General features: G+C 72.0%; 24 protein-coding genes and 1 pseudogene. 16 read left to right on the top strand and 9 right to left on the bottom strand.

Going from position 1 to position 24878, the window contains the following annotated elements:
• Positions 1 to 20 precede the first annotated feature (20 nt).
• Positions 21 to 1166 carry an NDMA-dependent alcohol dehydrogenase gene (locus EDD29_RS33340; protein ID WP_123668241.1) on the top strand — a complete coding sequence of 382 codons (1146 nt, stop codon included), beginning with the start codon at positions 21 to 23 and terminating at the stop codon, positions 1164 to 1166.
• Between the two features lie 289 nt (positions 1167 to 1455).
• On the top strand, positions 1456 to 3036 hold the full coding sequence (locus EDD29_RS33335; RefSeq protein WP_123668240.1) for an acyl-CoA synthetase: 1581 nt from the start codon (positions 1456 to 1458) through the stop codon (positions 3034 to 3036).
• Here EDD29_RS33335 and EDD29_RS33330 read toward each other — a convergent pair.
• Together EDD29_RS33330 and EDD29_RS33325 are read right to left on the bottom strand one after the other, a co-directional pair.
• On the bottom strand, positions 3033 to 3818 hold the full coding sequence (locus tag EDD29_RS33330) for an IclR family transcriptional regulator (protein ID WP_123668239.1): 786 nt from the start codon (positions 3816 to 3818) through the stop codon (positions 3033 to 3035). The genes EDD29_RS33335 and EDD29_RS33330 overlap by 4 nt on opposite strands.
• Before the next feature lie 94 nt (positions 3819 to 3912).
• Positions 3913 to 4569: a TetR/AcrR family transcriptional regulator gene (locus tag EDD29_RS33325; RefSeq protein ID WP_123668238.1), complete on the bottom strand. Its 657-nt coding sequence runs from the start codon at positions 4567 to 4569 to the stop codon at positions 3913 to 3915.
• A 222-nt stretch (positions 4570 to 4791) separates the two neighbouring features.
• On the opposite strand from EDD29_RS33325, the gene EDD29_RS33320 reads away from it, so the two are divergent.
• Positions 4792 to 5823, top strand: a complete 1032-nt coding sequence (locus tag EDD29_RS33320) for a class I SAM-dependent methyltransferase (RefSeq protein ID WP_170201685.1) — start codon at positions 4792 to 4794, stop codon at positions 5821 to 5823.
• Between the two features lie 4 nt (positions 5824 to 5827).
• Here EDD29_RS33320 and EDD29_RS33315 read toward each other — a convergent pair whose 3' ends face one another.
• Positions 5828 to 6280: a MerR family transcriptional regulator gene (locus EDD29_RS33315; RefSeq protein WP_246053133.1), complete on the bottom strand. Its 453-nt coding sequence runs from the start codon at positions 6278 to 6280 to the stop codon at positions 5828 to 5830.
• A 222-nt stretch (positions 6281 to 6502) separates the two neighbouring features.
• Positions 6503 to 7036 (bottom strand): MarR family winged helix-turn-helix transcriptional regulator, encoded by a 534-nt coding sequence (locus tag EDD29_RS33310; RefSeq protein ID WP_123668236.1) that lies wholly within the window; start codon positions 7034 to 7036, stop codon positions 6503 to 6505.
• A gap of 151 nt (positions 7037 to 7187) precedes the next feature.
• Between EDD29_RS33310 and EDD29_RS33305 the strand changes: the two genes are divergently transcribed.
• The 8 genes from EDD29_RS33305 to EDD29_RS33270 all read left to right on the top strand — a co-directional run bounded on the left by EDD29_RS33305 (position 7188) and on the right by EDD29_RS33270 (position 16109).
• Entirely contained in the window at positions 7188 to 8081 is an 894-nt protein-coding gene (locus EDD29_RS33305; RefSeq protein ID WP_246053132.1) for an FAD binding domain-containing protein, read from the top strand.
• On the top strand, positions 8074 to 8586 hold the full coding sequence (locus EDD29_RS33300; RefSeq protein ID WP_123668234.1) for a (2Fe-2S)-binding protein: 513 nt from the start codon (positions 8074 to 8076) through the stop codon (positions 8584 to 8586). Before EDD29_RS33305 ends, EDD29_RS33300 begins: the two co-directional genes overlap by 8 nt.
• Positions 8583 to 10970, top strand: a complete 2388-nt coding sequence (locus EDD29_RS33295; RefSeq protein ID WP_123668233.1) for a xanthine dehydrogenase family protein molybdopterin-binding subunit — start codon at positions 8583 to 8585, stop codon at positions 10968 to 10970. Before EDD29_RS33300 ends, EDD29_RS33295 begins: the two co-directional genes overlap by 4 nt.
• Before the next feature lie 12 nt (positions 10971 to 10982).
• On the top strand, positions 10983 to 11642 hold the full coding sequence (locus EDD29_RS33290; RefSeq protein ID WP_123668232.1) for an SRPBCC family protein: 660 nt from the start codon (positions 10983 to 10985) through the stop codon (positions 11640 to 11642).
• Between the two features lie 166 nt (positions 11643 to 11808).
• Positions 11809 to 12822, top strand: a complete 1014-nt coding sequence (locus EDD29_RS33285; protein WP_123668231.1) for an ABC transporter substrate-binding protein — start codon at positions 11809 to 11811, stop codon at positions 12820 to 12822.
• Positions 12823 to 12860: 38 nt separating this feature from the next.
• Complete coding sequence (locus EDD29_RS33280; protein ID WP_211360065.1) at positions 12861 to 13730, top strand: ABC transporter ATP-binding protein; 870 nt, start codon at positions 12861 to 12863, stop codon at positions 13728 to 13730.
• A 2-nt stretch (positions 13731 to 13732) separates the two neighbouring features.
• On the top strand, positions 13733 to 14626 hold the full coding sequence (locus EDD29_RS33275) for an ABC transporter permease (protein ID WP_123668229.1): 894 nt from the start codon (positions 13733 to 13735) through the stop codon (positions 14624 to 14626).
• 10 nt (positions 14627 to 14636) lie between these two features.
• Positions 14637 to 16109 (top strand): aldehyde dehydrogenase, encoded by a 1473-nt coding sequence (locus tag EDD29_RS33270; protein WP_123668228.1) that lies wholly within the window; start codon positions 14637 to 14639, stop codon positions 16107 to 16109.
• Between the two features lie 67 nt (positions 16110 to 16176).
• Here the strand turns inward: EDD29_RS33270 and EDD29_RS33265 are convergent, their stop codons facing one another.
• Positions 16177 to 16980 carry an aspartate dehydrogenase domain-containing protein gene (locus tag EDD29_RS33265; RefSeq protein ID WP_123668227.1) on the bottom strand — a complete coding sequence of 268 codons (804 nt, stop codon included), beginning with the start codon at positions 16978 to 16980 and terminating at the stop codon, positions 16177 to 16179.
• A gap of 121 nt (positions 16981 to 17101) precedes the next feature.
• On the opposite strand from EDD29_RS33265, the gene EDD29_RS33260 reads away from it, so the two are divergent.
• Genes EDD29_RS33260 through EDD29_RS33240 form a run of 5 tightly spaced genes read left to right on the top strand, consistent with a single transcriptional unit; the run spans position 17102 to position 21883 of the window.
• Complete coding sequence (locus EDD29_RS33260) at positions 17102 to 17902, top strand: SDR family oxidoreductase (protein WP_123670828.1); 801 nt, start codon at positions 17102 to 17104, stop codon at positions 17900 to 17902.
• A complete protein-coding gene (locus tag EDD29_RS33255) occupies positions 17895 to 19568 on the top strand; it encodes a thiamine pyrophosphate-binding protein (protein WP_123668226.1) in 1674 nt (557 codons plus the stop codon). Before EDD29_RS33260 ends, EDD29_RS33255 begins: the two co-directional genes overlap by 8 nt.
• A gap of 52 nt (positions 19569 to 19620) precedes the next feature.
• Positions 19621 to 20526 (top strand): VOC family protein, encoded by a 906-nt coding sequence (locus EDD29_RS33250; RefSeq protein WP_123668225.1) that lies wholly within the window; start codon positions 19621 to 19623, stop codon positions 20524 to 20526.
• Positions 20527 to 20570: 44 nt separating this feature from the next.
• Positions 20571 to 21095 carry a cupin domain-containing protein gene (locus EDD29_RS33245; protein ID WP_123668224.1) on the top strand — a complete coding sequence of 175 codons (525 nt, stop codon included), beginning with the start codon at positions 20571 to 20573 and terminating at the stop codon, positions 21093 to 21095.
• A complete protein-coding gene (locus EDD29_RS33240) occupies positions 21095 to 21883 on the top strand; it encodes an alpha/beta fold hydrolase (RefSeq protein WP_123668223.1) in 789 nt (262 codons plus the stop codon). The genes EDD29_RS33245 and EDD29_RS33240 overlap by 1 nt, the downstream gene beginning before the upstream one ends.
• A gap of 149 nt (positions 21884 to 22032) precedes the next feature.
• On the opposite strand, the gene EDD29_RS33235 is transcribed toward EDD29_RS33240, so the two are convergent.
• The 4 genes and pseudogenes from EDD29_RS33235 to EDD29_RS33220 all read right to left on the bottom strand — a co-directional run bounded on the left by EDD29_RS33235 (position 22033) and on the right by EDD29_RS33220 (position 24656).
• Entirely contained in the window at positions 22033 to 22512 is a 480-nt protein-coding gene (locus EDD29_RS33235) for an NUDIX domain-containing protein (protein WP_123668222.1), read from the bottom strand.
• 43 nt (positions 22513 to 22555) lie between these two features.
• Positions 22556 to 22984: pseudogene (locus EDD29_RS33230) on the bottom strand (YdcF family protein); the annotation flags it as partial.
• A 182-nt stretch (positions 22985 to 23166) separates the two neighbouring features.
• The gene (locus EDD29_RS33225) at positions 23167 to 23697 is read right to left on the bottom strand and encodes an NUDIX domain-containing protein (RefSeq protein WP_148086175.1); all 531 of its coding nucleotides are present in this window, start codon (positions 23695 to 23697) and stop codon (positions 23167 to 23169) included.
• Complete coding sequence (locus EDD29_RS33220) at positions 23694 to 24656, bottom strand: hypothetical protein (protein WP_148086174.1); 963 nt, start codon at positions 24654 to 24656, stop codon at positions 23694 to 23696. The genes EDD29_RS33225 and EDD29_RS33220 overlap by 4 nt, the downstream gene beginning before the upstream one ends.
• Between the last annotated feature and the right edge of the window lie 222 nt (positions 24657 to 24878).

Raw genomic sequence — 24878 nt, 5'->3', positions numbered from 1 at the left:
CGACCCCCAAAGGGGAACACATGCAGACTCGGGCAGCGATCCTGTGGGAACAGAACGGCGCCTGGAGCGTCGAGGACATCGAGCTCGACGACCCGAAGGCCGGCGAGGTCAAGATCAAGCTGGTCGCCTCGGGCCTGTGCCACTCCGACGAGCACCTCGTCACGGGCGACATGGTGCTCGGGCCCGACATCTCGGAGCTGATGGGCGTCCAGCAGTTCCCGATCATCGGCGGCCATGAGGGCGCCGGCGAGGTCGTCGAGGTCGGCCCCGGTGTCACGACCCTGAAGGAGGGCGACCATGTCGTCCTGTCCTTCATTCCGGCGTGCGGGCGCTGTCCGTCCTGCGCGATGGGCCGCCAGCACCTGTGCGACCTCGGCGCGTTCATCCTCGCGGGCCGCCAGATCACCGACATGACGGCCCGCCACCACGCGCTGGACGGCACCGACCTCGGCATCATGGCGTGCACGGGCACCTTCGCGCCGTACACGGTCGTCAGCGAGACCTCCTGCATCAAGATCGACGACTGGATCCCGATGGACAAGGCGGCCCTGATCGGCTGCGGCGTCACCACCGGGTGGGGTTCGGCGGTCAACGCGGCGAGCGTCCGCGCGGGCGAGACGGTCGTGGTCATCGGCCTCGGCGGCATCGGCATGAACGCCGTCCAGGGCGCGGCGCTGGCCGGCGCCCGGCACGTCGTCACGATCGACCCGGTCGAGTGGAAGCGCGAGAAGTCCTTCGAGTTCGGCGCGACCCACGCGGTCGCCTCGGTCGAGGAGGCGTTCGCCAAGGTCGGCGAGCTGACCTGGGGCGCGATGGCCGACAAGGCCATTCTCACCACCGGCGTGGCCTACGGCGACCTCATCGGCCAGATGATGTCCCTGATCACCAAGGGCGGCCGCGGCGTCGTCACCGCCGTCGCCCCGATCATGCAGGAAGACGTCAAGCTCAACCTCTTCGACCTCTCCATGCAGCGCAAGGAGCTCGTCGGCTGCCTCTTCGGCAACTCCAACCCGCGCCGCGACATCACCCGCCTCCTCCGCCTCTACGAGGAGGGCAAGCTCAAGCTCGACGAACTCATCACCACCACCTACACCCTGGACGACATCAACCAGGGCTACCAGGACATGCGCGACGGCAAGAACATCCGAGGCGTCATCAAGTACTGACCGGTACCGACCGACCGCCTCACCCCGGCCCGGCCCGGCGTCCACTCCGGACGCCGGGCCGGGCCGTCCGCGTTCACGGGACACGGCGGCGGACGTCGCGGCGGTCCCCGACCGCGAGGACGCGATGAGCCGCTCGCGTCGGGGAGGTGTGCCGTTGTGCGGCACGGAGTGTGTCGGGCGGGCCGGGGGCGGGAGTCGAATGGGCGGGACCCCCGTGTCGGCGACCGCATGGATGCGGGGCGCGACCGGCTTCGGCGCGGGGCGCGGACCTGACCGATTGAGGAGCGCGATGACCACCCCGAATTCTGCGAACTCCGGTGCCGATGTCGATGTGAACCCCGCGGGGGCGGTGCGGCGCCGGGCGCGGGTCGCACCCGATCATGTGGTGGTGCGGTACGAGGGCGGCGACCTCAGTTATGCGGGGCTCGATGAGCGGGCGGCGCGGCTCGCGGCGGTGCTGGCGGAGGGCGGGGTGGGGGAAGGGGAGCGGGTCGCCTATCTGGGGCTGAACAGTTCGTCGTTCCTGGTGACGATGCTCGCGGCGTTCCGGCTGGGGGCGGTGTTCGTGCCGTTGAACTTCCGGCTGACCGGGGTCGAGACCGGCTATGTCCTCGGCCGCAGCGGGGCCGTCGCGCTGGTGTGCGAGGACGGGCACCGGGCCGTCGCCGAGGCCGCGCGCGAGGGAGTGGACCTGCGGCTCGCCCTGCTCGTGGACGACGACCCGGCGATCCCGGTCCAGGGCGAGCCCGGTCCGGCGTGGGCCCCCTGGTCCGGCCCGCTCGCGGAGGCCGACCCGCACCCGGAGATCGCGAGCCGGGGGTTCGCGGACCCGGCGATCCTCATGTTCACCTCCGGCACGACCGGTCGGCCCAAGGGCGTCCTGCTCACCCACGGCAACGTCTGGTGGAACTCCGTCAACGTCGACACGATGCTGGACACCCGGCGCGGCGACACCACCCACGCGGTGGCCCCGCTGTTCCACATCGGCGCGCTCAACAGCTTTGTGATCCGCACGCTGGTGCGGGGCGGCACGGTGATCGTCCGGCGGACGTTCGACCCGGCGAGCACGCTCGCGGACCTCACGGCGCACCGCGTCAACTCGACGTTCATGGTCCCCGCGATGCTGGCGGGGCTGAGCCGGGTCGAGGGGATCGCCGAGGCCGATCTGTCGGCGCTGCGCTCGGTCGTGGTGGCCGGGGCGCCGGTGCCGCCGTCGCTGATCGAGCAGTTCGCCGGGTACGGCGTGCTGCTCCAGCAGGCGTGGGGGCTCACCGAGACCGCGCCGTTCGCGACCCATCTGCCCGCCGAGTCGACCATGGCCAAGCTCGGATCCGCCGGGCTGCCGATGCCGCACACCCGGGTCCGGGTCGTCGACACCGAGACCGGGGAGGCGGCGGCGCCGGGCGTGGCGGGCGAGGTGCTGGTGTCCGGGCCGAACGTGACGCCGGGCTACTGGGAGAACCCCGAGGCGACGGCCGCCGCGTTCGACGCCGAGGGCTGGTTCCACTCCGGCGACATCGGCTACCTGGACGAGGACGGCTACCTGTTCATCGTCGACCGGCTCAAGGACATGATCATCAGTGGTGGGGAGAACGTCTACCCCGCCGAGGTCGAGCGGGTCCTCACCGAGCTGCCCGGCCTCACCGACATCGCGGTGATCGGCGTCGGCGACGAGCGGTGGGGCGAGCGGGTGGTCGCGGTCGTGTCGCTGGCCGAGGGCGTCGAGCTGACGCTGGAGGAGCTGCGGGCGTTCGGCGAGCGGCGGCTGGCCCGCTACAAGCTGCCGCGCGAGCTGCGGGTGGTCCCCGCGCTGCCGCGCAACGCCTCGGGCAAGCTGGAGAAGGTCGCCGTCCGCGCGATGGTCGGCTAGCGGACCAGGCGCAGCCGGGAGACCTCGCGGGAGGCCGCGGCGGCGACGCGGCGCAGGGCCGAGGCGTGCGCGCCCGCCTCGAGCCTTCCCGCGGCGCCCGCGACGGACAGGGCGGCGACGGGCCTGCCGGTGCGGCCCATGATCGGCACCGCGATGCAGTGCAGGCCGGGCTTGGCCTCGCCCTCGTCGTAGGCGATGCCCTCCTGGCGTACCCGCCGCAGCTCAAGGGAGAGGTCGCCCGGATCGGCGAGGGTGGTGGCGGTGAAGCGGCGCAGCGGGGCGGTCAGCGCCTCCTCTGCGGCGTCCTCGTCGTAGGCGAGCAGGGCCTTGCCGACGGCGGTGCAGTGTGCGGGCATCCGGCCGCCGATCCGCGACGGGACGGGCAGGTTCCGGTGCCCGTAGAGCTTGGCCAGGTAGACGACCTCGGTGCCGTGCAGCACCGCGAGGTGGACGGTCTCGCGGGTCATTCCGTACAGGTCGGTGAGGAACGGGATGAGCAGGTCCCGGACGTGGTCCTGGCCCGGGGCGTAGACGCTGGTGCCGAGCTCGTGGAGCCGTTCGCCGAGGCGGTAGCCCTTGCCCGTGCGCTCGACGACCCCGTTGCGCTCCAGCATGCCGAGGACGCGGAAGGCCGTGGACTTGCTGAGGCCGGACCGCCGGGCGAGCTCGCTGACGCCGACTCCGGTGCTGGCCTGCGCGCCGAAGGACGTGAGCAGGCTGACCGCCTTGTCGATCGCCGCACGGTCGTCGCGGACCGGGGCGGCCGGAGAAGCCACGGACATGAGTGCACCTCAGACCCAGATCGTCACTTATATCGTGCCAAAACTGTACCTTTCATTAGACGGATATGCGAATGGATCTTCCGGTTAATCGTGATCAAGCCGCGGGCGGCGGTCCGCCGGGGCTGGTGAGGTAGGCCAGCGTCATGTCGCGCAGGTGGACGGCGTAGACGTCCCAGGGGAGGTCGTCGCGGATGCCGTCGGGCATGGTCGCGCGGTGGATGAACGCGCTGGTGATCGTCTGCCAGGCGAGGGTGAGCGCCGTCTCCGGGTCGGCTCGGACGACCTCGCCGACGTGCGGGTCCGCCGCGGCGCGGAAGAGGGCGCGGGTGGTGCGCAGCGCCTCGTCGCCGCGCTCGGCGAGCGCCGTGCCGGGAGCGCCGCCCAGGAGGTCGGGGAAGACCCGGCGGCCCGCCGCGAAGGACTCGGCGTAGCCCCGCACGAACGCGTCGACCACGCCGGCGAGGTCGGGCCGCGCGTCCCTGAGCCGGCCGGCGACGCCCTCCTCGAGCCGGGTGAGCAGGAGGTCCTTCACCGCGGCGAGCAGGGGTTCGCGCCCCTCGAACCTGCGGTAGATCGCGCCGACGGACACCCCCGCGTCCGCGGCGACCGCGGCCATCGTGAAGTCGGCGAGGCCCCGCTCCCCGAGGACGTGCTCGGCCGAGGCCAGGACCCGGCGCAGTACCTCACGGCTGCGCTCCTGCCGCGGCGGCAGGAACCCGTCGCGCCCTTCGTGCCCGGAGCCGGAATCCATCCTCCCAATTTACCGGGGCCTCGGCGACTTTCTGAGATGGTCCCCATTTATGTTTCGCCAGCATTTCGTTGTCTCGTCCTTTCTCATTCCCCGGACGCTTTACAGAAGCCCGACCTCTGTCGAGGTCGAAGACCTTGCGGGGAAGTTTCACCATTCGATGTGATGCAGATCACTCTTGGGGAAAAGCGGGTTCGTCAAACCACTTCAGTACATTTGCTCGCTATGACCGCAGAGTCCGAAGCCCGCGCCTATTACACGCCGGAGATCGCCAAGGGGGTCGCCAGGTTCTTCGAGCCCCGGCGCACCGAGTGCGTCTGGTGCGGCTCGCCCGACCTGGAGGTCCGCGCCGTCACGCCCGACATCGTCCAGCACAAGCCGGGCACCTTCACCCTCGAAGGGTGCCGCGCGTGCGGGCATGTCTTCCAGAATCCCCGGCTCACCGGAGAAGGACTCGACTTCTACTACCGGGACACCTATGACGGTCTCGGTGAGGCCTCGACGGAATTCGGATTCGGTCTCGTCGCCGCCGATTACCGGCGCCGCGCCCGGACCCTTCTGCGGCACGCCGAGCAGCCCAAGCGGTGGCTGGACGTCGGCGCGGGCTTCGGGCACTTCTGCAAGGCGGCGCAGCGCATCTGGCCGGACACCGAATTCTCCGGACTCGACCAGGGCGCGGGGATCCTCAAGGGCCTCGCCCGGGGCTGGGTCGCCGAGGCGCACCGGGGCTCGTTCACGGATCTCGCGCCGGAGCTCGCCGGGCGCTACGACGTGATCAGCATGCACCACTACCTGGAGCACACCACCGAGCCGTTCGCCGAGATCGCGGCGGCCGCCCGGGCGCTCGACCCCGGTGGATTCCTCCAGATCGAGGTCCCCGACCCCGAGTGCGCGTTCGCCAGGCTGTTCGGCGGCCGCTGGTTCCAGTGGATGCAGCCCCAGCACCTGCACATGTACCCGTCGGGCAACCTCGCCAAGGCCGTCGAGGACGCCGGGTTCGAGGTCGTCGAGGTGGTCGGGGGCAAGGCCGACCTCGGGCACGACTTCGTCTTCGCGGCGCTGGTCGTGCTCAACGCCTTCGGCCCGAAGCCGTCACGGCCCTGGGCGAAGCCGACCTTCCGGGCGCGGGTGCGGCACTACGCGGCGGTGCTCGCCGCGATTCCGGCCGTCGCGGTCGCGTTCGTGCTGGACCACACGGTCCGCCACCTCGTCCCCGGCCACGCCAACGCCTACCGGCTGATCGCCCGCCGCCTCTGACGGCTCAGCGAGGGGGCGGGGACGTGTCGGGGAACTCCGGCGTGAACTCCTCGCCCGCAAGGATCGCGTCGACCCTGGCCCGGATGTGGGCGCCGGTGACGGGGCAGGCCAGCGGATGGTCACGCGGGCAGTCCAGCAGGTGGTTCAGCACCCGGGCGGACCGCTCCAGCCGGTAGATCCGCTCGCGGGTGGCCGCCAGCTGGGCGGCGATCCGCTCATGCCGGTCGGCGGCCTGCCGGGCCTGCATGGTCGCCATGGTGTCGGCGAGCGTCATCATGCCGTCGTCGCGCCAGAGCTGGGCGTAGGCCAGCCGTTCCAGCGCGGCGCGGTCGTAGTGCCTGACCCTGCCGCGCCTCGCCGAGGACGGCAGGAGCCCGATGTCCTCGTAGTAGCGCAGTGTCGGCACGGAGACGCCGAAGAGCTCCGACACCTCACTGATCGAGTACAGCCGTGTCAATATGGGCCCCCGTAACACTTGCCCCTTGTACTCAAGCGTACTTGAGCACGCACACTGAGAAGCGTCGAAACCGGACATCGCGCATCTCCGGGCCTGGCCGGCGCCTGCCGCCCCCTCGCCCCGGCCCGCGCCCGGACGGCTCGACCGACCGGGCGCGCGAGCGCCGCCGAACACGGTGCGGGGCAGGGGGTACAGGGCATGAACGACGGCATGCGCGCCGGGTCAGCCGTCGGCGGGGCGGGCGCCCTGCGCGACCGAGGCGCCGAGCTTGCGCAGCAGCGCCGAGAGCTGGGCGATCTCGGCGGGTTCCAGCAGGCCGAGCATGCCCTGCTCGACCGCGAGGTGCTCGGCGAACACCTCGTCGATCTTGGCGAGGCCGAGTTCGGTGAGTTCGGCGTAGACGACCCTGCGGTCCTCCAGCGAGCGGCTGCGGCGGATCAGGCCGTCGGCCTCCATCTTGTCGAGCCGGAAGGTGATCCCGCCCGAGGTGAGCAGGGATGACTCGGCCAGTTCACCGGCGGTCTTGCGGTGCGGGGCGCCGGAGCGGCGCAGGTTGGCCAGCACGTCGAAGGCGGCGAGGGTCAGGCCGTGGCGCTCGTGGACCTCGCGCAGGATCGCGCGCTGGGTGAGGTAGGTCCGGGTGATCCGGCCGAAGACGCCGATCGCGTCGGGCACGACATCGGGGCGCTGCTCCCGCCACTGATCGACGATCTCGTCGACCTCGTCGCGGAAGTTCTCGTCCAGCTCGGTCGTCATGCGGATCTCCCCACCCGGAGTCCAGATCTCTCTGGACTGAACATCTTTGGACTAAGCAAACAATCTCAGTATCAAGACTTCTAGTGTACGGGGCCGTGGGCGCAGCGCCGGGAAGTCCAGGAGAGGAACCCCCAATGACCACACACGCGAGGTGGCGGCAGTGAAGCCCGCGCCGTTCACCTACCGCAGGGCCGCCACGCTCGGCGAGGCCGTCGACCTGCTGGCCGCCGACCCGGACGCCAAGGTCATCGCGGGCGGGCAGTCGCTCGTGCCGATGCTCAACATGCGGCTGGCCCGCCCCGGCACCCTCGTCGACATCGGCGCGCTCAGCGCCCTCGACTACGTCGACGTGGTGGCCGGGCGCCTCGAGGTCGGCGCCACCGCGACCCAGGCCGACGTGGCCGCGCACCCGCTGGTGCGGGCGCACCTGCCGGTGCTGGCCGCGGCGATCGCCCGGATCGGGCACTCCCAGATCCGCAACCGCGGCACCGTCTGCGGCAGCATCGCGCACCACGATCCGTCGGCCGAACTGCCCGCGGTAGCGCTCGCGCTGGACGCCGAGATCCTGGCGTTCGGGCCGCGGGGACCCGTCTCCTACGCGGCCGCGTCCTTCTTCACCGGGACGTTCGACACCGCCCTCGCGGCCGACGAGATCGTCACCGCCGTGCAGTTCCCGCTGCCCGCTCCGGCCACCGGCTGGGCCTTCGCGGAGGTGGCCCGGCGCAGCGGCGACTTCGCGCTCGTCGGCTGCGTCGCGCTCCTGCGCACGGACGCCGCCGGGACGGTGGAAGAGGCACGGCTCGCCCTGTTCGGCGTCGCCTCCACCCCCGTCCGGCTGCCCGAGGCCGAGGACCTGCTCACCGGCCGGCCCGCCACCGCCGAGGCGTTCGAGGAGGCCGCGCGCGTGGCCGCCGAGCACCTCGACCCCGGCTCCGACAGCCATGCCTCCGCCGACTACCGCCGTGAGGTCGCCGCCCACCTGGTCGCGACCACGCTGGCCGACGCGTTCGCCAGAACCCCAGCCGGGAGCACCGCCGATGCCTGAGATCACCCTTCACGTCAACGGCCGGGAGCACCGCCTCGACGTGCCCGACCGGATGCTGCTCACCGACGCGCTGCGCGACCGGCTCGGCCTGACCGGCACCCATGTCGGCTGCGAGCACGGCGTGTGCGGCGCCTGCACGGTGCTCATGGACGACAGGCCCGTGCGCGCCTGCCTGACCCTGGCCGTCCAGGCCGAGGGCCGCCGGATCCGCACCGTCGAGTCCGTCGCGCCGTCCGAGGACGCGCTGCACCCGGTGCAGCAGGCGATGCGCGACTGCCACGGCCTCCAGTGCGGCTTCTGCACCCCCGGCATCGTGATGAGCCTCGTCGCGCTGCACGAGCGGGCCGAGGGCGCCGGGACGGTGGCCGAGGAGGAGATCGACGAGACCCTGTCGGGCCACCTCTGCCGGTGCACCGGCTACCGCAACATCACCGCGGCCGCCCGCCGTGCGCTGGGCGCGGACACCGCCCCGTGCGAGCACGCCCCCGAAGGAGCCGACCGATGAGCGCAGCCCCCGCGACCGGCGGGACCGGCCTGATCGGCACTTCCGTCCTGCGCAAGGAGGACGACGCGCTGTTGCGCGGCAGGGGCCGCTTCCTCGCCGACCTGCGGCTGCCCGGCGCCCTGGAGATCGCCTTCGTGCGGAGCCCGCACGCGCACGCCGAAATCACCCGGATCGACTGCGCGGCGGCCCGCGCGCTGCCCGGCGTCGTCGCCGTCTACTCCTGGGACGACATCCGCGACACCGTCTCGGCGCTGTTCCTCGAAGCCGAGATGCGCATCCCCGACCAGGTCCGCGAGGCGATCAAGCCGTTGTCCCGGCTCCAGCCCGTGCCGCTGCTCGCCGACGGCCGGGTCACCTGCGTCGGCCAGGCCGTGGTGATGGTCGTCGCCGAGGACAGGTACCTCGCCGAGGACGCGGTGGAGCTGGTCGAGGTCGGCTACGCGCCGCTGCCCGCGCTGGTCGACCCGCTGGACGCGCTCGCGCCGGACGCCCCCGCGGTGGTCCCGGGCACCGAGGACAACCTGGCCATCTCCGTCGAGGGCAGGGTCGGCGACGTGGACGCGGCGCTCGCCGAGGCCGCCTTCGTGGTGACCGAGCGGTACCGGTCGCACCGGTACGTCGCCTCGCCGATGGAGACCCGAGGGGTCGCGGTCACCCTCGACCCGCGCGACAGGTCCCTGACCGTCTTCGCCTCCACCCAGACGCCGCACCGGCTGCGCGAGGTCATCGCGGGCACCCTGCGGGTCGATCCCGACCACGTCCGGGTGACCGCGCCCGACATCGGCGGCGGCTTCGGCCAGAAGGGCGTCCAGTACGTCGAGGACGTGCTCGTGCCCTACGCCGCGCACCGCCTGGGCCGCGCGGTCCGCTGGATCGAGGACCGCACCGAGAACCTGACCTCCTCCTCGCACGCCCGCGAGCAGGTGCACGACATCACCCTCGCCGCCGACGCCGACGGGAGGCTCCTCGCGCTCCGCGACGACGCCGTGCTCAACCTCGGGAACGCCAACCTCACCGGGCTGGTCGTCCCCTACAACACGCTGACCCACGTCATCGGCCCGTATGTGATCCCCGCGCTGGACCTCCGTGTCCGCGGCGCGGTCACCACGACGATGATGGCGACGCCCTACCGCGGCGCCGGACGCCCCGAGGCGGTCTTCGCCATGGAACGGGCGATGGACAGGCTCGCCCGCAAGATGGGGATCGAGCCGCACGAACTGCGCGCCCGCAACCTCGTCCGGCCCGAGAACATGCCGCACCGCACCGGCCTCATGTACCGCGACGGGACGACGCAGACCTACGACTCGGGGAACTTCCCCGAGCTGCTGCGCCGCGTCGTCGGGCATCTGAAGATTGACGAGATCCGGGAGCGGCAGCGGACCGGGGACGTCGCGCCCGGCAAGCGGCTCGGCGTCGGCCTCGCCCTCTACATCGAGGGCACCGGCCTCGGCCCGTTCGAGAGCGGGTCGGTGACGGTCCTGCCGACCGGCCGGATCAGGGTCGCGACCGGCGCCAGCTCCCAGGGCCAGGCGCACCAGACGGTGTTCGCCCAGGTCGCCGCCGACGCGCTCGGCGTCCCGATCGACCGGATCGACCTGCGCGAGGGCGACACCGGCGTGATCGGCCACGGCGTCGGCACGATCGCGAGCCGGAGCATGGTCACCGCGGGCAACGCCATCCACCTGGCCGCGCTGGCGGTCCGCGAGCAGGTGCTCGCCGACGCGTCCGGGCTGCTCGGCACCGCGCCGGAGGACCTGGAGATCGTCGACGGGATCGTCCGCCCGGTCGACGAGCCGGAGGCCGGGATCGACGTCGCGGTCCTCGCCGCCCGCCGCGCCCCGCTGCTCGTCCCGGGCACCAGCACCGGCCCCGGCGCGGTGATCAGCGAGACCACCTTCTTCAAGCCGCCGACCGTGACCGTGGCCAGCGCCGCGCACGGCGCGATCGTCGAGGTGGACGAGCGGACCGGCAAGACCGAGATCCTCTCCTACGCGATCGTGCACGACTGCGGCCGGGTGGTGAACCCCATGGTCGCCGACGGCCAGGTCACCGGCGGCGTCATGCAGGGCATCGGCGGCGCCCTGTACGAGGAGATGGAGTACGGCCCCGACGGCCAGCCCCGTTCGGTCACCTACATGGACTACCTGGTCCCGACGGCCGCGGAGGCGCCGCCGTACGTGCTCGACCACATCGAGACCAGATCCACCCTCAACCCCCTCGGGGTGAAGGGCCTCGGCGAAGGCGGCGCGATCGCCCCGCCCGCCGTCATCGCCAACGCCGTCGAGGACGCGCTGGGGCCCGACCACGTCCACATCACCCGAGGCCCGCTCACCCCGAGCCGGGTCAAGGACCTTCTCCGCGCGGCGTCGTCCGCCCGGCACTGAAAGGCGAAAGCAATGGAGCTTCAGCACTCCTTCACCGTGCCCGTCCCGCTCGCCGAGGCGGTGGACGTCCTGCACGACGTCACGCGGCTCGCCCCGTGCATGCCCGGCGCGGTCCTCGAAGGGTTCGACGGCGGCGAGTTCACCGGCCGGATGAGCGTCAAGGTCGGCGCGATCACCATGTCCTACCGGGGCAAGGGCAGCTTCCTGGACGGTGCCGCGGACACCGTGGCGCTGCGGGTGGAGGCCGCCGAGACCAAGGGCGCGGGGGCGGTCTCCGCGGACGTGGTGTGCAGGCTGAGCGACGAGGCGGGGGCGACCCGGGTCGTCGTGGACACCCGCGTCGACATCTCCGGACGCGCCGCGCAGTTCGGGCGCGGTGTCATCAGCGAGGTCGGCGACAAGGTGGTGGCGGCGTTCGCGGCCAACATCCAGGCGGCGCTCACCGACGGCGGGCAGGGCGCGCAGGCCGCCGCCGCGGCTCCCCGGGCGGTGGCCGCCCCCGCGGGACGGGCGCCGGCCACGCCGCTCGCGGCGGCTCCGCCGCTGGACCTCGGTTCGGTGGCCGGGCCCGTGCTGGCCAGGAAGGCCGCGCCCTTCGCGGTCGTGCTCGGCGTCCTGCTCGCGTTCCTGCTCGGCCGCCGCACCGCCGGATACCGGCTGACCCGCGGCTGAGGTCCGCACAGATAGCGCAGATAAGCGGGTCAATGCCGTATTTGCCTGGCATGTGCGGTGTGACCAGCGGTTTAACCCGATCGTTACGGCAAGAGTCTAGGCATCAAATTTCTTAGTACTAATAATTCAAGTACTAAGAAGTCATGATCTGAGAGAAGGATCTCCCATGTCGAAGAAGCTTCTGGCCTCCGCCCTCGCGGCCACGGCCGTGTTCGCTTCCGCCTGCGGCGGAGACGACCCGGCGACCGCGTCCGGCGACGTCACCGTCGCCCTTCCGTTCGCGAGCTGCCTGTCCTGGTACCCCCTCTACGTCGCCGAGGACAAGGGCTACTTCGACGAGGAGGGCATCAACGCCTCCTTCGAGGCGACCGACGGGTCCGGCGGCGCCGTCCAGGCGACGCTGACCGGCAAGGCCGAGCTCGCCGCGGCCGCGCCCAACGCCTACCTGTCGGCCACCTCCACCGGCGCGGGCCTCCAGGCCTTCTACGCGCTGTACCAGAAGAGCACCTTCGCGGTGATCACCCCGACCGGCTCGGGCATCACCGACGTCGCCGGCCTCAAGGGCAAGACCGTCGGCATCAGCGCCCCCGGCGGCGGCGACGTCATCTACCAGGAGTGGCTGGCCTCCCGGGCGGGCCTCACCAAGGACGCCGACTACAAGCAGCTCGCGGTCGGCGACGGCTCCTCGGCGGCCACCGCGCTGAAGAAGGGCACCGTCGACGCCTACGCCGCCTCGTTCTTCGACGAGGAGGTCATCAAGGGCGGCGACCTCGACTTGACCGCGCTGCACGTGGCCGACGAGCCCCAGCTCGTCGACAACTTCCTCGTCGCCACGAACAAGTGGGCCGCGGCCAACGGCGAGACCGTCGACAAGTTCGGCAGGGCGCTCGCGCGCGGCACCGAGTGGGGCCTCGCCAACCCCGACGGCGTCATCGAGATCTGCGGGAAGCACGCGCCCGAGGAGACCGAGGACCCGGCCTTCGCCAAGGTCATCTACGACCGGGTGAGCGACCTGCTGACGCTGCCCGCGAGCGCCGGGGGCGAGTACGGCCACATCGACACCGAGGGTTTCACGGCGTTCGCGGGGCAGCTCGCGGACCTGAAGCTCATCGAGTCCGCCGACGGCGCCCAGGCCGTCACCAACGACCACGTCGAAGCCTGGAATTCGAGCGGCAAGTAGCACCCGGCGCCGTAGCGCCGGGTGAGCGAGAGGGAAGCATGCCACAGCACCGAATGACCGCGGATCTGCCCGCGGCCGACCCGAAGAACTCCGCGGCCGACGGGCCCGCGACTGGGGCGTCCGTCCACGTCCACGACGTCGTCCGGACCTTCACGCGCGACGGGGAGACCGTCCACGCCCTCGGCCCGGTGTCCCTGGACATCGAGCCCGGGGAGTTCGTGGCCCTGCTCGGTCCCTCGGGATGCGGGAAGAGCACCCTTCTCAACATCATCGGCGGCCTCCTGCCGCAGACCTCGGGCGTCGTCCAGGTCGGCGGCACGGACGTCGACGGGGTGCCCGACGAGGTCGGGATGATGTTCCAGAAGGCGGTCCTGCTCGCCTGGCGCACGATCCGGGAGAACGTCCTGCTCCCGATCGAGATCTCCCGGGGCCGAAAGGCCGCCAAGGCCGCGACGCCCCGGGCGGACGAGCTGCTCGACCTCGTCGGCCTCGGCGCCTTCGCCGACAAGATGCCGAACGAGCTGTCCGGCGGCATGCAGCAGCGCGCGGCGATCTGCCGCATGCTCATCCAGGACCCCGGAGTCCTCCTGCTCGACGAGCCGTTCGGCGCGCTCGACGAGTTCACCCGCGAGCACATGAACGTGGAACTCGCGCGGATCTGCAAGCTGACCGGCCGCACCGCGGTGTTCGTCACCCACGCGATCAGCGAGGCGGTCTTCCTCGCCGACCGCGTCGTGGTGATGAGCGCCAGACCCGGTCGCATCGCCGGCATCGTCGACGTCGACCTGATCAAGCCGCGCGACCCGGAGGTGATGACCTCAGCTCCGTTCCAGAACTACGTCCGCGAGGCCCGCGACCTGCTGAAGATCGGCTACGACGCGGCCTCCTCCGGCACCGAGGAGCACTGACCATGACGCAGCCCCCCACCGTCCTCGCCGGGGAAGGCACGGCCCCGGCGGCCGCGCCGGCCGGCAAGGGCCCGGCCGCGCCGCGCGCCAAGGCCGCCAAGCCGCTCATGGAGCGCATCCCCACCCCCGTCCTGCTCACCGCGGCGCTCGCCCTGCTCGTCGCGGTCTGGCAGGGCGCCATCTCGCTCGGGTGGGTCAACGAGTACGTCCTGCCGACCCCGTGGGACACCGCGACGGCCCTGTGGGACGTCACCGCCGACCTGTTCACCGGCGGCCCGGTGTTCGACAACTTCCTCATCTCCGCCCAGGAGACCCTGTACGGCCTGCTCATCGCGGCGGTCGCCGGCATCGTGCTCGGCGTGCTCATCGCCGAGACGGTGATCGGCCGCCGCGTCCTCCAGCCGCTGATGATCGCGCTGTACGCGGCGCCGAAGGTCGCGCTCGCCCCGCTGTTCGTCGCCTGGTTCGGCTTCGACATGGCGCCGAAGGTCGTCATGGCCGCGGTGATCGCGTTCTTCCCGGTCATGGTCGACACCGCGGCGGGCCTCGCCGGGATCGACGAGGACGAGGACAAACTGTTCAAGTCGCTGCGCGCCAACGCCTGGCAGCGGTTCGTCAAGCTCAAGCTGATGAACGCCCTGCCGTTCGTGTTCGCCGGTCTGAAGTCGGCGTCGGTCCTCGCCGTCATCGGCGCGATCGTCGCGGAGTTCCTCGGCGGCGGTGAGGGCCTGGGCGTCATGGTGAAGACCGCGTCGGTGGGCTTCGCGCTGGACCGGGTGTTCGCTTTCGTCATCCTGCTGTCGGTCATGGCCTTCCTGGTCTACCTCGCGGTCGATCTCATCGAGCGCAAGGTGATCTTCTGGCGCCAGACCGGCTTCCTGCCGACCGAGTCCTGAGGAGCCGAACATGGCACAGAACCCCCTTCCGATCCTGATCGGCGGCGTCCTCCAGGACGGCCGAGGCAAGCCGATCACCAGCGTCGACCCGGCCGAGGGCACCCCCGTCGCGACCGTGGCGGCGGCGTCCGAGGAGGACGTGGACCTCGCCGTCGAGCGCGCGGTCGCCGCGCAGTCCGACCCGGCCTGGCTGCGGATGCTGCCGCACGTGCGGGCCCGGCTCCTCACCAGGACGGCCGAGCTGATCGAGGCCCGGCACGAGGAGCTCGCGGTCCTCCAGTCGCGCGACAACGGCAAGCCGATCACCGAGACGCGGGCGCTGGTCGCCAGCGCGGCGGGCACCTTCCGCTATGTCGCGGCGGTGCTGGAGAGCTCCGACGAGCGGCTCACCGTCCCGCGCGGGCAGTACCTCACCCTGTCGGTGCACGAGCCGATCGGCGTGGTCGGCGCGATCACCCCGTGGAACTCGCCGATCGCCTCCGACGCGCAGAAGCTCGCCCCGGCCCTGGCCGGCGGCAACGCGGTCGTCCTCAAGCCCGCGGGCTGGGCGCCGCTGATCTCCCTCAAGGTCGGCGAGATCCTGCTGGAGGCGGGCTTCCCGCCCGGACTCGTCAGCGTCCTGCCGGGCGCGGGCGGCACCGTCGGCCAGCGCATCGTGGACCACCCCGAGGTCGGGCACGTCTCCTTCACCGGCGGCACCGACACCGGGCGCGGCCTCGCGGCCTCGGCGGCGCGCAAGCTCATGACGACCTCGCTGGAGCTCGGCGGCAAGTCCCCGACGATCGTGTTCGACGACGCCGACCTCGACGTCGCCGTGAACGGCGTCCTGTACGGCATCTTCAGCTCCCAGGGGCAGTCCTGCATCGCCGGGTCCCGGCTCTTCGTGCAGCGCGCGGTCTTCGACGAGGTCGTCGCCCGGCTCGCCGCGCGCGCGGACGCCCTGCGGGTCGGCCACCCCCGCGACGAACGCACCCAGATGGGCCCGCTCATCACCGACCGGCACCGCACCTCGGTCGAGGAGTACATCGGGCTCGGCACCGCCGAAGGCGGCAAGGTCGTCGCCGGGGGAGTCCGGCCGGACGATCCCGCCCTGGCCTGCGGGACCTACCTGCGGCCGACGATCATCACCGGGGTGGGCAACTCCTCCCGGATCGCCCAGGAGGAGATCTTCGGGCCGGTCCTCGTGGTGATCCCGTTCGAGGACGAGGCGGACCTGATCGCGCAGGCCAACGACACCGTCTACGGTCTCGCCGCGGGCGTGTGGACGCGCGACTTCCCCAAGGCGTGGCGGACGGCCCGCGCCCTCAAGGCCGGGCAGGTGTGGATCAACACCTACAAGCAGTTGTCCGTCGCCACGCCGTTCGGCGGGTTCAAGGACTCCGGCTCCACCCGGGAGAAGGGCGCGGACGCCATCCGCGCCTACCAGCGGCAGAAGAGTGTCTACGTCGACGTCAGCGGGATGCCCATCCCCTGGGCCGACTGACCGACCCCCGAAAGCGCCGAAAGGCCGCGGATCCTCGGGTCCGCGGCCTTTCCGGCGTTCCGGGCTGCTACAGCGCGTCGCGCAGCGTGCGCAGGACGGCGTAGGGGACGACCCGGCTCGTGCGGGGGTTCTCCGGAGACGGCAGGTTGCGCACCTCGAACCGGTAGGAGCCGACCGGACCTTCGGCCGAGACCACATGGGTGACGACGTCGGCGGCCGGGTCGGCGACGAGCTCCACCTCGACCGGGGTGCCGGGCAGGGCCAGGGCCAGCGTCGCGGCGACGTTGAGGGACCTGGGGAACAGTCCGGCGGCCTCCTCGGCGGGGCCGCGGAAGACGGTGAGCGGCGCCGTCGCGTTCGTCAGCTCGGCCTTGCGCGCGTCGTCCATCCAGTCCTGGACGAGCGCCCGCGGTGTCTTGGTGGTGGTGAGCCGCACCGAGGTGAACGGGGCGGCCGAGGCGGCCGCGGCGAGGAGGTCGAGCCCGCCGAGCGCGCCCGTGGTGAGGAACAGCCTGCCGGGACCCGCCGCGCGCAGGCCGTCGTACAGCGCCTTGTCGGTCAGCGCGCCCGCCGAGGAGACGACGAGGTCCACCCCGGCGTTCAGGGCGGCGAGGCCGTGCGCGGCGAGGGCCGCGTGCCCGGCGCACTCCACGAGCACGTCGGCCCGCGCGATCGCCTCCTCGGCGGTCACGACCGGCACCGGGGTGTCGGCGCCGTCGAGGCTGACGACGCAGTCGAGCCGCGCTCCGGGGATCGCCCCGGCGAGCAGCCTGTCGCAGACGACCGAGCCGATCGCGCCGTACCCGAGGACCGCGACGGCCTTCCCCTTCACGGGTGCCTGGGGGCGAGGCGCCGTCGTCGCTTGCGACATGTGTGCTCCTTCTGGGGCGGATCGGATCCTTGCCCTGAAGTATCTCAGGGCTGGTTGACTCAGGGCTAATTACCCAAGACTAAAGATACTTAGTACTGAGATTTATGGTAGCGTGCCGCTCATGGAACTGGAACTGACCGGGCGTACGGCCCTTGTCACAGGGGGGAGCTCGGGCATCGGGCTCGCCACCGTGGCGTCGCTGCTCGCCGAAGGGGCGAACGTCGCGACCTGCGGCCGCGACCCCGAAAGGCTCAGGACCGCCCTCGCCCCGTTGCGCGAGCAGTACGGCGACCGCCTGTACACCGGCACCGCGGACGTCACCGATGCCGAGACGACCACCGCGTTCGTCGCCTCCGCCGTCGCGCACTTCGGCGGCCTCGACGTCCTGGTCAACAACGCGGGCCGGTCGCACACCTCGACCTTCAAGACCACCACCGACGACGCCTGGCGCGCCGAGGTCGACCTGAAGTTCTTCGGCGTGATCAACCCGACCCGCGCCGCGCTCGAGGCCCTGCGCGCCTCCGACGCCGCCGCGATCGTCAACCTCAACGCCGTCCTCGCCCGCCAGCCCGAGCCGCACCTCGTGGCGACCTCGGCCGCCCGCGCCGGACTGCTCAACCTCTCCACGTCGATGGCCGCCGAGTTCGCCGCCGACGGCATCCGCGTCAACTCGGTCTGCGTCGGCCTGATCGACACCGGCCAGTGGCGCCGCCGCTACGACACCGCGGTCGAGGAGGGCCGGTCGCCCGGCTCGTACGACGAGTGGGCGCGTTCCATCGCCGCCAACCGCCGGATCGCCGCAGGGCGTTTCGGCACCGCAGAAGAGGTCGCCGCGGCCGTCGTGTTCCTCGCGTCGCCGCGCGCTTCCTATGTCACCGGCACCCAGCTCGAGGTCTCCGGAGGAGTCGCCCGCTATGTCTGACCAGACCCCCGCCCCCCGCCGCGCCCTCGACGTCGTGAACGGCGGTGACCTGCTCGTCGCGCTCATGGAGGCGCTCGGCGTCGACACCGCCTTCGGCGTCGTCAGCGTGCACAACATGCCGCTGGTCGACGCGATCTCCGAGAGGCTGCGCTTCGTCCCCGTCCGGCACGAGGCCGCCGCGGTCAACGCCGCCGACGCCTACGGACGCGTCCGCGGCACCGTCGGCATCGCGCTCACCAGCACCGGGACCGGCGCGGGCAATGCCGCGGGCTCCCTCATCGAGGCCCTCGCCACCGGGTCGCGGGTGCTGCACGTGACCGGCCAGATCGAGAGCCGGTACCTCGGCCAGGGCCGCGGCTTCATCCACGAGACCAAGGACCAGGCGGGCATGCTCGCCGCGGTCAGCAAGGCCGCCTACACGGTCGAGGACGTCGCCGGCGCGCCCGAACTGCTCGCCCGCGCCGCCCGCGAGGCCGCGACCGCCCCTTACGGGCCGGTCAGCGTCGAGTGGCCGATCGACCTCCAGTACCAGCGGCACGAGATCCCGGCCCTGGACGTCGCGCCCCGCCCGGAGGCGGCCCTGCCCTCCGCGTCCGCGCTGGACGAGGCCGCCGCGCTGATCGCCGCGGCCGAGCGCCCGCTGCTGTGGGTCGGAGGCGGCGCGCTCGACGCCCGCGACGAGGTGCTCGAGCTGCTCACCAGGACCCGTGCCGGGCTCCTCACCAGCAACTCCGGGCGAGGAGTCGTCGGTGAGGGGCACGGCGCGTGCATCGGCAACTTCGCGATGAACCCGGCGGTCGCGCCGGTCCGCGAGCGCGCCGACCTGCTCGTCAGCATCGGCACCCACTTCCGCAGCAACGAGACCGGCGACTACGCGCTCGAGCTGCCCGCCGCGCACGTCCAGATCGACCTCGACCCCGCGGCCATCGGCCGGGTCTACGCGGCGAGCGCCGGACTCGCGGGCGACGCCGCCGCCGTGCTGCGCGCCCTGCTCGACCGGCTGCCCGAGCGCACCGCCACCGACGGCACCTGGCTCACCGAGATCGCCGCCGCCCGGCGCGGCGCCCGGCAGGGACTGCGGGCCTCCATCGGCTGGCAGGCCGAGATCTGCGACGCCGTCCGCTCGGCCTTCCCGCGGACCGCGGTCCTCGCCCGGGACGTCACCATCCCGTCCAGCATGTGGGGCAACCGGCTGCTCGCCGTCGAGGACCCGTCCGTCAACGTGTTCCCGCGCGGCGGCGGCATCGGCCAGGGCCTGGCCATGGGCATCGGCGGCGCGCTCGCCCGGCCCGACGTGCCCTCCCTGATCCTCGCCGGAGACGGCGGCTTCGCCGTCCACCTCGGCGAACTCGGCACGCTCGCGCAGGAGAACCCCTGGGCCGTCGTCCTGCTGTTCAACGACGGCGGCTACGGCGTCCTGCGCAACACCCAGGACGGGTTCGTCGGGCGGCGCTCCGGCGTCGACCTCGCCACCCCCGACTTCGGCCTCCTCTCCCAGGCGTACGGCCTGCCGTACTGGAAGGTCAAGAGCGTCGACGAGATCGAGGGCGCGCTCGCCGCGGCCCTGTCCGTCCGGGGGGCCGTCTTCGTCGAGGTCGACGTGGACGCGCTCGGCCCGATCCCCAAGCCGTTCACCCCGCCGGTCTCGATCCCCGGCGTCGACTAGCCGCGCGAGACCGTCCCCCGACCTTTCCCCATCCGATCCGAGAGGACAGCCGATGAGCACCCCGGCACCCCCCAAGATCAGGGCCCTGCGCCACGTCGCGCTGCGGACGACGGCCCTCGAGGAGTCCGTCGCCTTCTACAGCGGGCCGTGGGGGCTGGAGGTCCAGGAGCGCACCGACGACGCCGCGTACCTGCGCGCCGCCGGACCCGAGCACCACGTGCTCCAGCTGCACGCGGCCGACCGCAACGCGCTCGACCACCTCGCGTTCGCGCTGCCGACCCCCGAGGAGGTCGACGCCGCGGCCGCCTGGGCCGCCGCCGAGGGCGCGACGATCCTCGAGCCGCCCGGCCGGATCGACAGGCCAGGGGCCGGCTACGGGTTCCGGATCCTCGACCCCGAGAACCGGGTCCTGGAGATCAGCGCCTACGTGCACGCCGTCGCCGAACGGCCCCAGGACGTCCCGGTCCCGCGCAAGGTCGCGCACTGCGTGCTCAACACCACCGACATCGACGCCCTCACCGCCTGGTACACCCGGGTCCTCGGCCTGCGCGTCAGCGACTGGTCGGAGCACCAGATGGTGTTCCTGCGCGCGGTCGGCGACCACCACGTCATCGCCTTCAACCAGGCCGAGTGGGCGGCGCCCAACCACGTCGCCTACGAGGTCGCGAACCTCGACGCCTGGCTGCGCAGCATCGGCAGGCTGAAGGTCGCCGGGCACGAGACGGCCTGGGGCCCCGGCCGGCACGGCCCCGGCGACAACGCGTTCGCCTACTACGTCGACCCCGCCGGGCTCGTCCCGGAGATGACCGCCGAGGTCATGCAGATCGACGAGGACACCTGGATGCCGCGCGTGTGGCCGCGCATCCCGGAACTCTCCGACCTCTTCCGCACAGCGGGGCCGCCCAGCCCGCACATCCGCGAGCACATGGGCGGAGTGCCGGACCCGGGCTGGGCCTGAGCACGTCCTCCGCAGCAGTTCCCTGAGATACCGAAAGGCGCATCATGACCGAGACCACGACCTCCACCGGCACGCCCGAGCTGGAAGCCCTCATCGACAAGTGCCTCGCCACCAGCGCGACCCGCACCGCCGACTTCGACACCCTGAAGTTCCAGACCAAGGCCGGCGAGAAGTTCCGCCGCGGCCAGGTCCGCTACATCGGCTCGGGTGCGACCGGTAACCACGAGGGCGACCAGACGATCATCCCCTCGGACCACTTCACCTTCTCGAACATGATCCTTCCCGCGGGCTGCGTCGGCCCCGAGCACACCCACCCGGACGTCGAGGAGGCCTTCTTCGTCCTCGAGGGCCGGGTCGAGTTCTCCGTGCACGACGTGGAGGACGGCACCAAGACCGCCAGCCGCGTCCTCGGCAAGTACGACCTCCTCTGCGTCCCGGCCGGCGTCCCCCGCAGCCTGAAGACGGTCTCCGAGGAGGACGCCCGCATCTGCGTCATCATCGGCACCCGGAAGCCCGCCATCCCGAGCTACCCGGTCACCTCCGAGATGCACGGCGTCACCCGCGACTGATGACCGCTTTCGACGCCTCCGCCGCCGCCCGTCTCCTGCACACGCGGGAGGCGGGCGACGGCCCCCTCCTCCTCTGCCTCCACGGCATAGGCTCCAGCTCCGCCTCCTTCGCCCCGCAGCTCACGGCCTTCGCCGACCGCTACCACGTCGTCGCCTGGGACGCCCCCGGCTACGCCGCCTCCCCGGCCCTGCCTTCGGCCCCCGGCATGGACGGCTACGCCGACCTGGCCGCCGTCCTGATCGCGTCGCACGGCGCCCCGGCCGTCGTCCTCGGCATGTCCTGGGGCGGCGTCATCGCGATGCGCCTGGCCCAGCGCCACCCCTCCCTGGTCCGCGCCCTGATCCTCGGTGACAGCACCCGGGGCTCCGCCGCCACCCCCGAAAAGGCCGCCGCCATGCGCGCCCGAGGCCCCGAGCTGTCTTCGACGGGCCCTGAGACGTTCTCCGCCGTGCGAGCCCCGCGCCTCCTGCGCGCGACGGCCCCCGCCGCCGAGGTGGAGGCCGCCGCGAAGGCCATGGCCGCCGCCATCCGCCTCCCCGGCTACGCCCACGCCGCCGACTCCATGGCCGCCACCTACCTGGAGGGCTCCATGGGAGACATCACCGCCCACGCCCTCGTCCTCTACGGCGAACACGACCGAGTGACCGGCCGCCCGGAGAGCGAAGCGATCGCAGCCCAGATCCCCGGCGCCGCGCTGGCCGTCGTCCCCGACGCCGGCCACCTCGCCAACCAGGAGAACCCGGAAGCCTTCAACAAGGAACTCTCCGCCTTCCTGAGCACCCTCTAGACCCCGTGCCCGCCGAAAGGCGGGCACGGCTCCAACCAGGGCCGGTCCTTGCCAACGTCGCCAAGGACAAGCGCCCAGCCAAGGCCCCGGGCCTGTCAGCGCCGACAGGACCGGGGCCTTCCTCTTGCCCCCGCCGTTCAGATGCCCCGTCAGCGGCGGGGCTCGAAGGGCCGCCCGTGCTCCAGATAGAGCGTGCCGCCGGTGGCCCGCGCCACGCCCGCCTGCTGAACGCGCCGGGCCAGCCGCGCGATGGTGAGGGTGGGCACCTCCGAGAGGGGGTGGAACGCGATCGCGGCGATCTCACCGGGATCCAGCCGGATCTCGGAGATCAGGTCCGCACCGATCCGCCCCCCGTCGAACACGTAGAGGACCTTGTCGCCTTCGACGTCATCCGGCGCCCAGTCGGTGACGAGCAGCCGCCCGATGGGCGGGCTGATCCCGAGTTCCTCGCGGACCTCACGTACCGCCGCCTCCCAAGGCGTCTCCCCGCCCTCAACGTATCCGCCCGGAATATCCAGGTCGTCCTTGTAAGTGGGAACGACGAGCAGCACCCGATCCCACTCGTCGAAGAAGAGGACCCCGGCCGCGACGAAGGGCCGAGAACGCCCCGCACCCCAATCGGTACTCACGGCTTCGACCTTAGGCGGGCAGGGCACCCCTTCGCGGCACGCATCAGATCCAGGCTCCGCCGTCGAGGCCCACGGGCACGGTCGCGCGGTCCAGTTCGGCCCTCTCGCGCAGGACCCGCCGCTTCCCGTCGGGAACGTCCGGCCACGCTTCCCGCGTGACGGTGACGCCCCGGTAGACGGGCTCCCACCCGAGACCGTGGAACGGGCCCAGACCAGGAGCGTGCTTCTTGAGCGCGTGGAGGGACCGCCGGTGGAACCACTTGCTGACGGCGGTGATCCGCAGCCCCGCGGACAGCGCCTCCTGAACGTGCGGCGCGGCATTCTCGACGTTCTGCCAGGTGTTCGCGGAGACGTCTTCCACTCGGATCGCGGTGGCCGGGACGCCGCTCTCGACGAGCCTGCGACGGAACTCCTGTCCTTCGACGATGCCGGTGTGCCGGTTGACGCCGCCCGTCACGATGATCAAGGGGGCGAGGCCGAGCCGATGCCTCGCGGAGACGAGCGGAACGACGACGTCCGACTGATCGGTCCCGAAGACGAAGTGGGCTGTGGGGAGGTCGTCGGGGGGGCGGGGCGTGGATGTCGACCTCGGCGGCGATGACGGCGGCCTGGCCGGGTGAGATGTCGTCGGCGGTCATCGTGGGCTCCGGGCGGTCAGGGTGCGGGCGTGATGGGGGAGCTGCCGTGCTCCAAGGAGAGGGTGGTGCCCGTTGAGCGGGCGGTCTGGGCGGCGTGGAGGCGGCGGGCCAGGCGCGGGATGGTGAGGGTGGGGGCCGCGGAGATGGGGTGGAACTCGATGGCGGCGATCTCGGCGGGATCCAGATGGATCTTCGCGAGGTGCTCGTCGGTGAGGCGGCCCCCGTCGAAGATGTAGAGGAGCTTGTCGCCTTCGGCCTCGTTGGGGGCCCAGTCGGTGATGAGGAGACGACCGATGGGCGGGGTGATGCCGAGTTCTTCGCGGACTTCACGTACCGCCGCTTCTGACGGGGTCTCGCCGTGTTCGACGTACCCGCCCGGAATCTCGCGATAATCCTTGTAGCTGGGGACGACGAGGAGCACGTGGTCCTGCTCGTCGAAGAAGAGGACTCCGGCGGCGACGACGGGACGCGAAAAGCTCGCGGTCGGATCGGTGGTCACTGCGGCGATGGCGGCCGCGCGGTCCGGGGTGATGTGATCCTCGGTCATCGGCTGGGCTCCGTGGGGGATTCGAAAGCGTGCCTCAGCTCCTGGTAGCGCGTGGAGTAGGTGGTGGTGGAGGCATTCGGGCCCGCAGCAGTGAGGGCTTCGGTGAGTTGTGCGGCGAGTTTGACGGTGGGCCAGGTGGGGTGGCCGGTGGTCAGGGCGGTGAGGCCGGTGTCGGCGGCTTGGCAAGGGTCGCCTGCACCGGCTTGAGCGAGGGCGAGGATGAGGAGGGAGCGGGCGTAACCGGGGAGGTCGCCGCCGTGGTGGTGGCCGGTGAGGAGGAGGGATGTGGCGGTGTAGGGCGGGTCCTCTGACGGGGTGATGGCGTAGACGCCGCTCTCGGGGACGCTCGTGGGGAGGGCGCACATGGCGGCCACGGCCTGTCGTCGGGCCTTGGCGGTCGCGGCTCTGTCCCCGGTCACGGCGGTGGCGCGCATGTACTGGGCGGAGAGTCTGGCGTGGGCGACGCTGCCGAGGGGCGCGTACCGCCGACCCTGGGCGGCGAGGTCTGCGGCCTGGTGGGGGAGGCGTTGGTAGTGGGCGATCATCGAGCGGGTGAGGTGGGACCAGCCCGTGAGTTCGCGGTGCCCGGCCTCGTCGCCGCGGCGTTCGGTGTCCGAGCACCAGAGGCGGGCGGTCGCGTGCTGCCCGAGGTTCTGTGCGGCGATCGCCAGGAGGCCGGACAGGCGCCCGCACTGGAGAGCGAGGTCGGCCTTGCGCGGGGTCTTTGTTCGGTCGAGGACGGCACCGCTGAAAGAGCGGATGGCGAGGAGTTCGTCGTAGGCCCCCGCGGGCGGGAGCGAGGGCAGCGCTCGGGCATAGTGCTCGACGAGTTCACCGAGGCTGTCGGCGATGGTCGAGGGGTTCCCGTCGCCTATGACGTCCAAGGCGTGAAGAACGGGCGGCAGAGCCGTCAGGGCGGCGGTCTTGGCGAGGAACTCCCGGCGCAGCACATCACTCACCTGCTCCCGTGGGCCCTGTGCGTCCTGGCAGGACTGTAGACCCGGCCCGAAGGCCGACGCAGGAGCCTCGCACAGGTGGCTGACGTCGATGCCCAGCGCGTGGGCCAGCGCGTCGAGCCAGGCGGTAGGGGTGCGTGCACCGCGTTCCAGCGACTGATTTCGTGCCGGGTGAGGGTTGTGACCCCGGTGATCAGGGAGAGCCCGGCGGCGAGCTGACCTTGT

Source organism: Actinocorallia herbida (genome assembly GCF_003751225.1).
Taxonomy (GTDB): Bacteria; Actinomycetota; Actinomycetes; order Streptosporangiales; family Streptosporangiaceae; genus Actinocorallia; species Actinocorallia herbida.
This window is presented reverse-complemented; position numbering and strand designations above follow the sequence as displayed.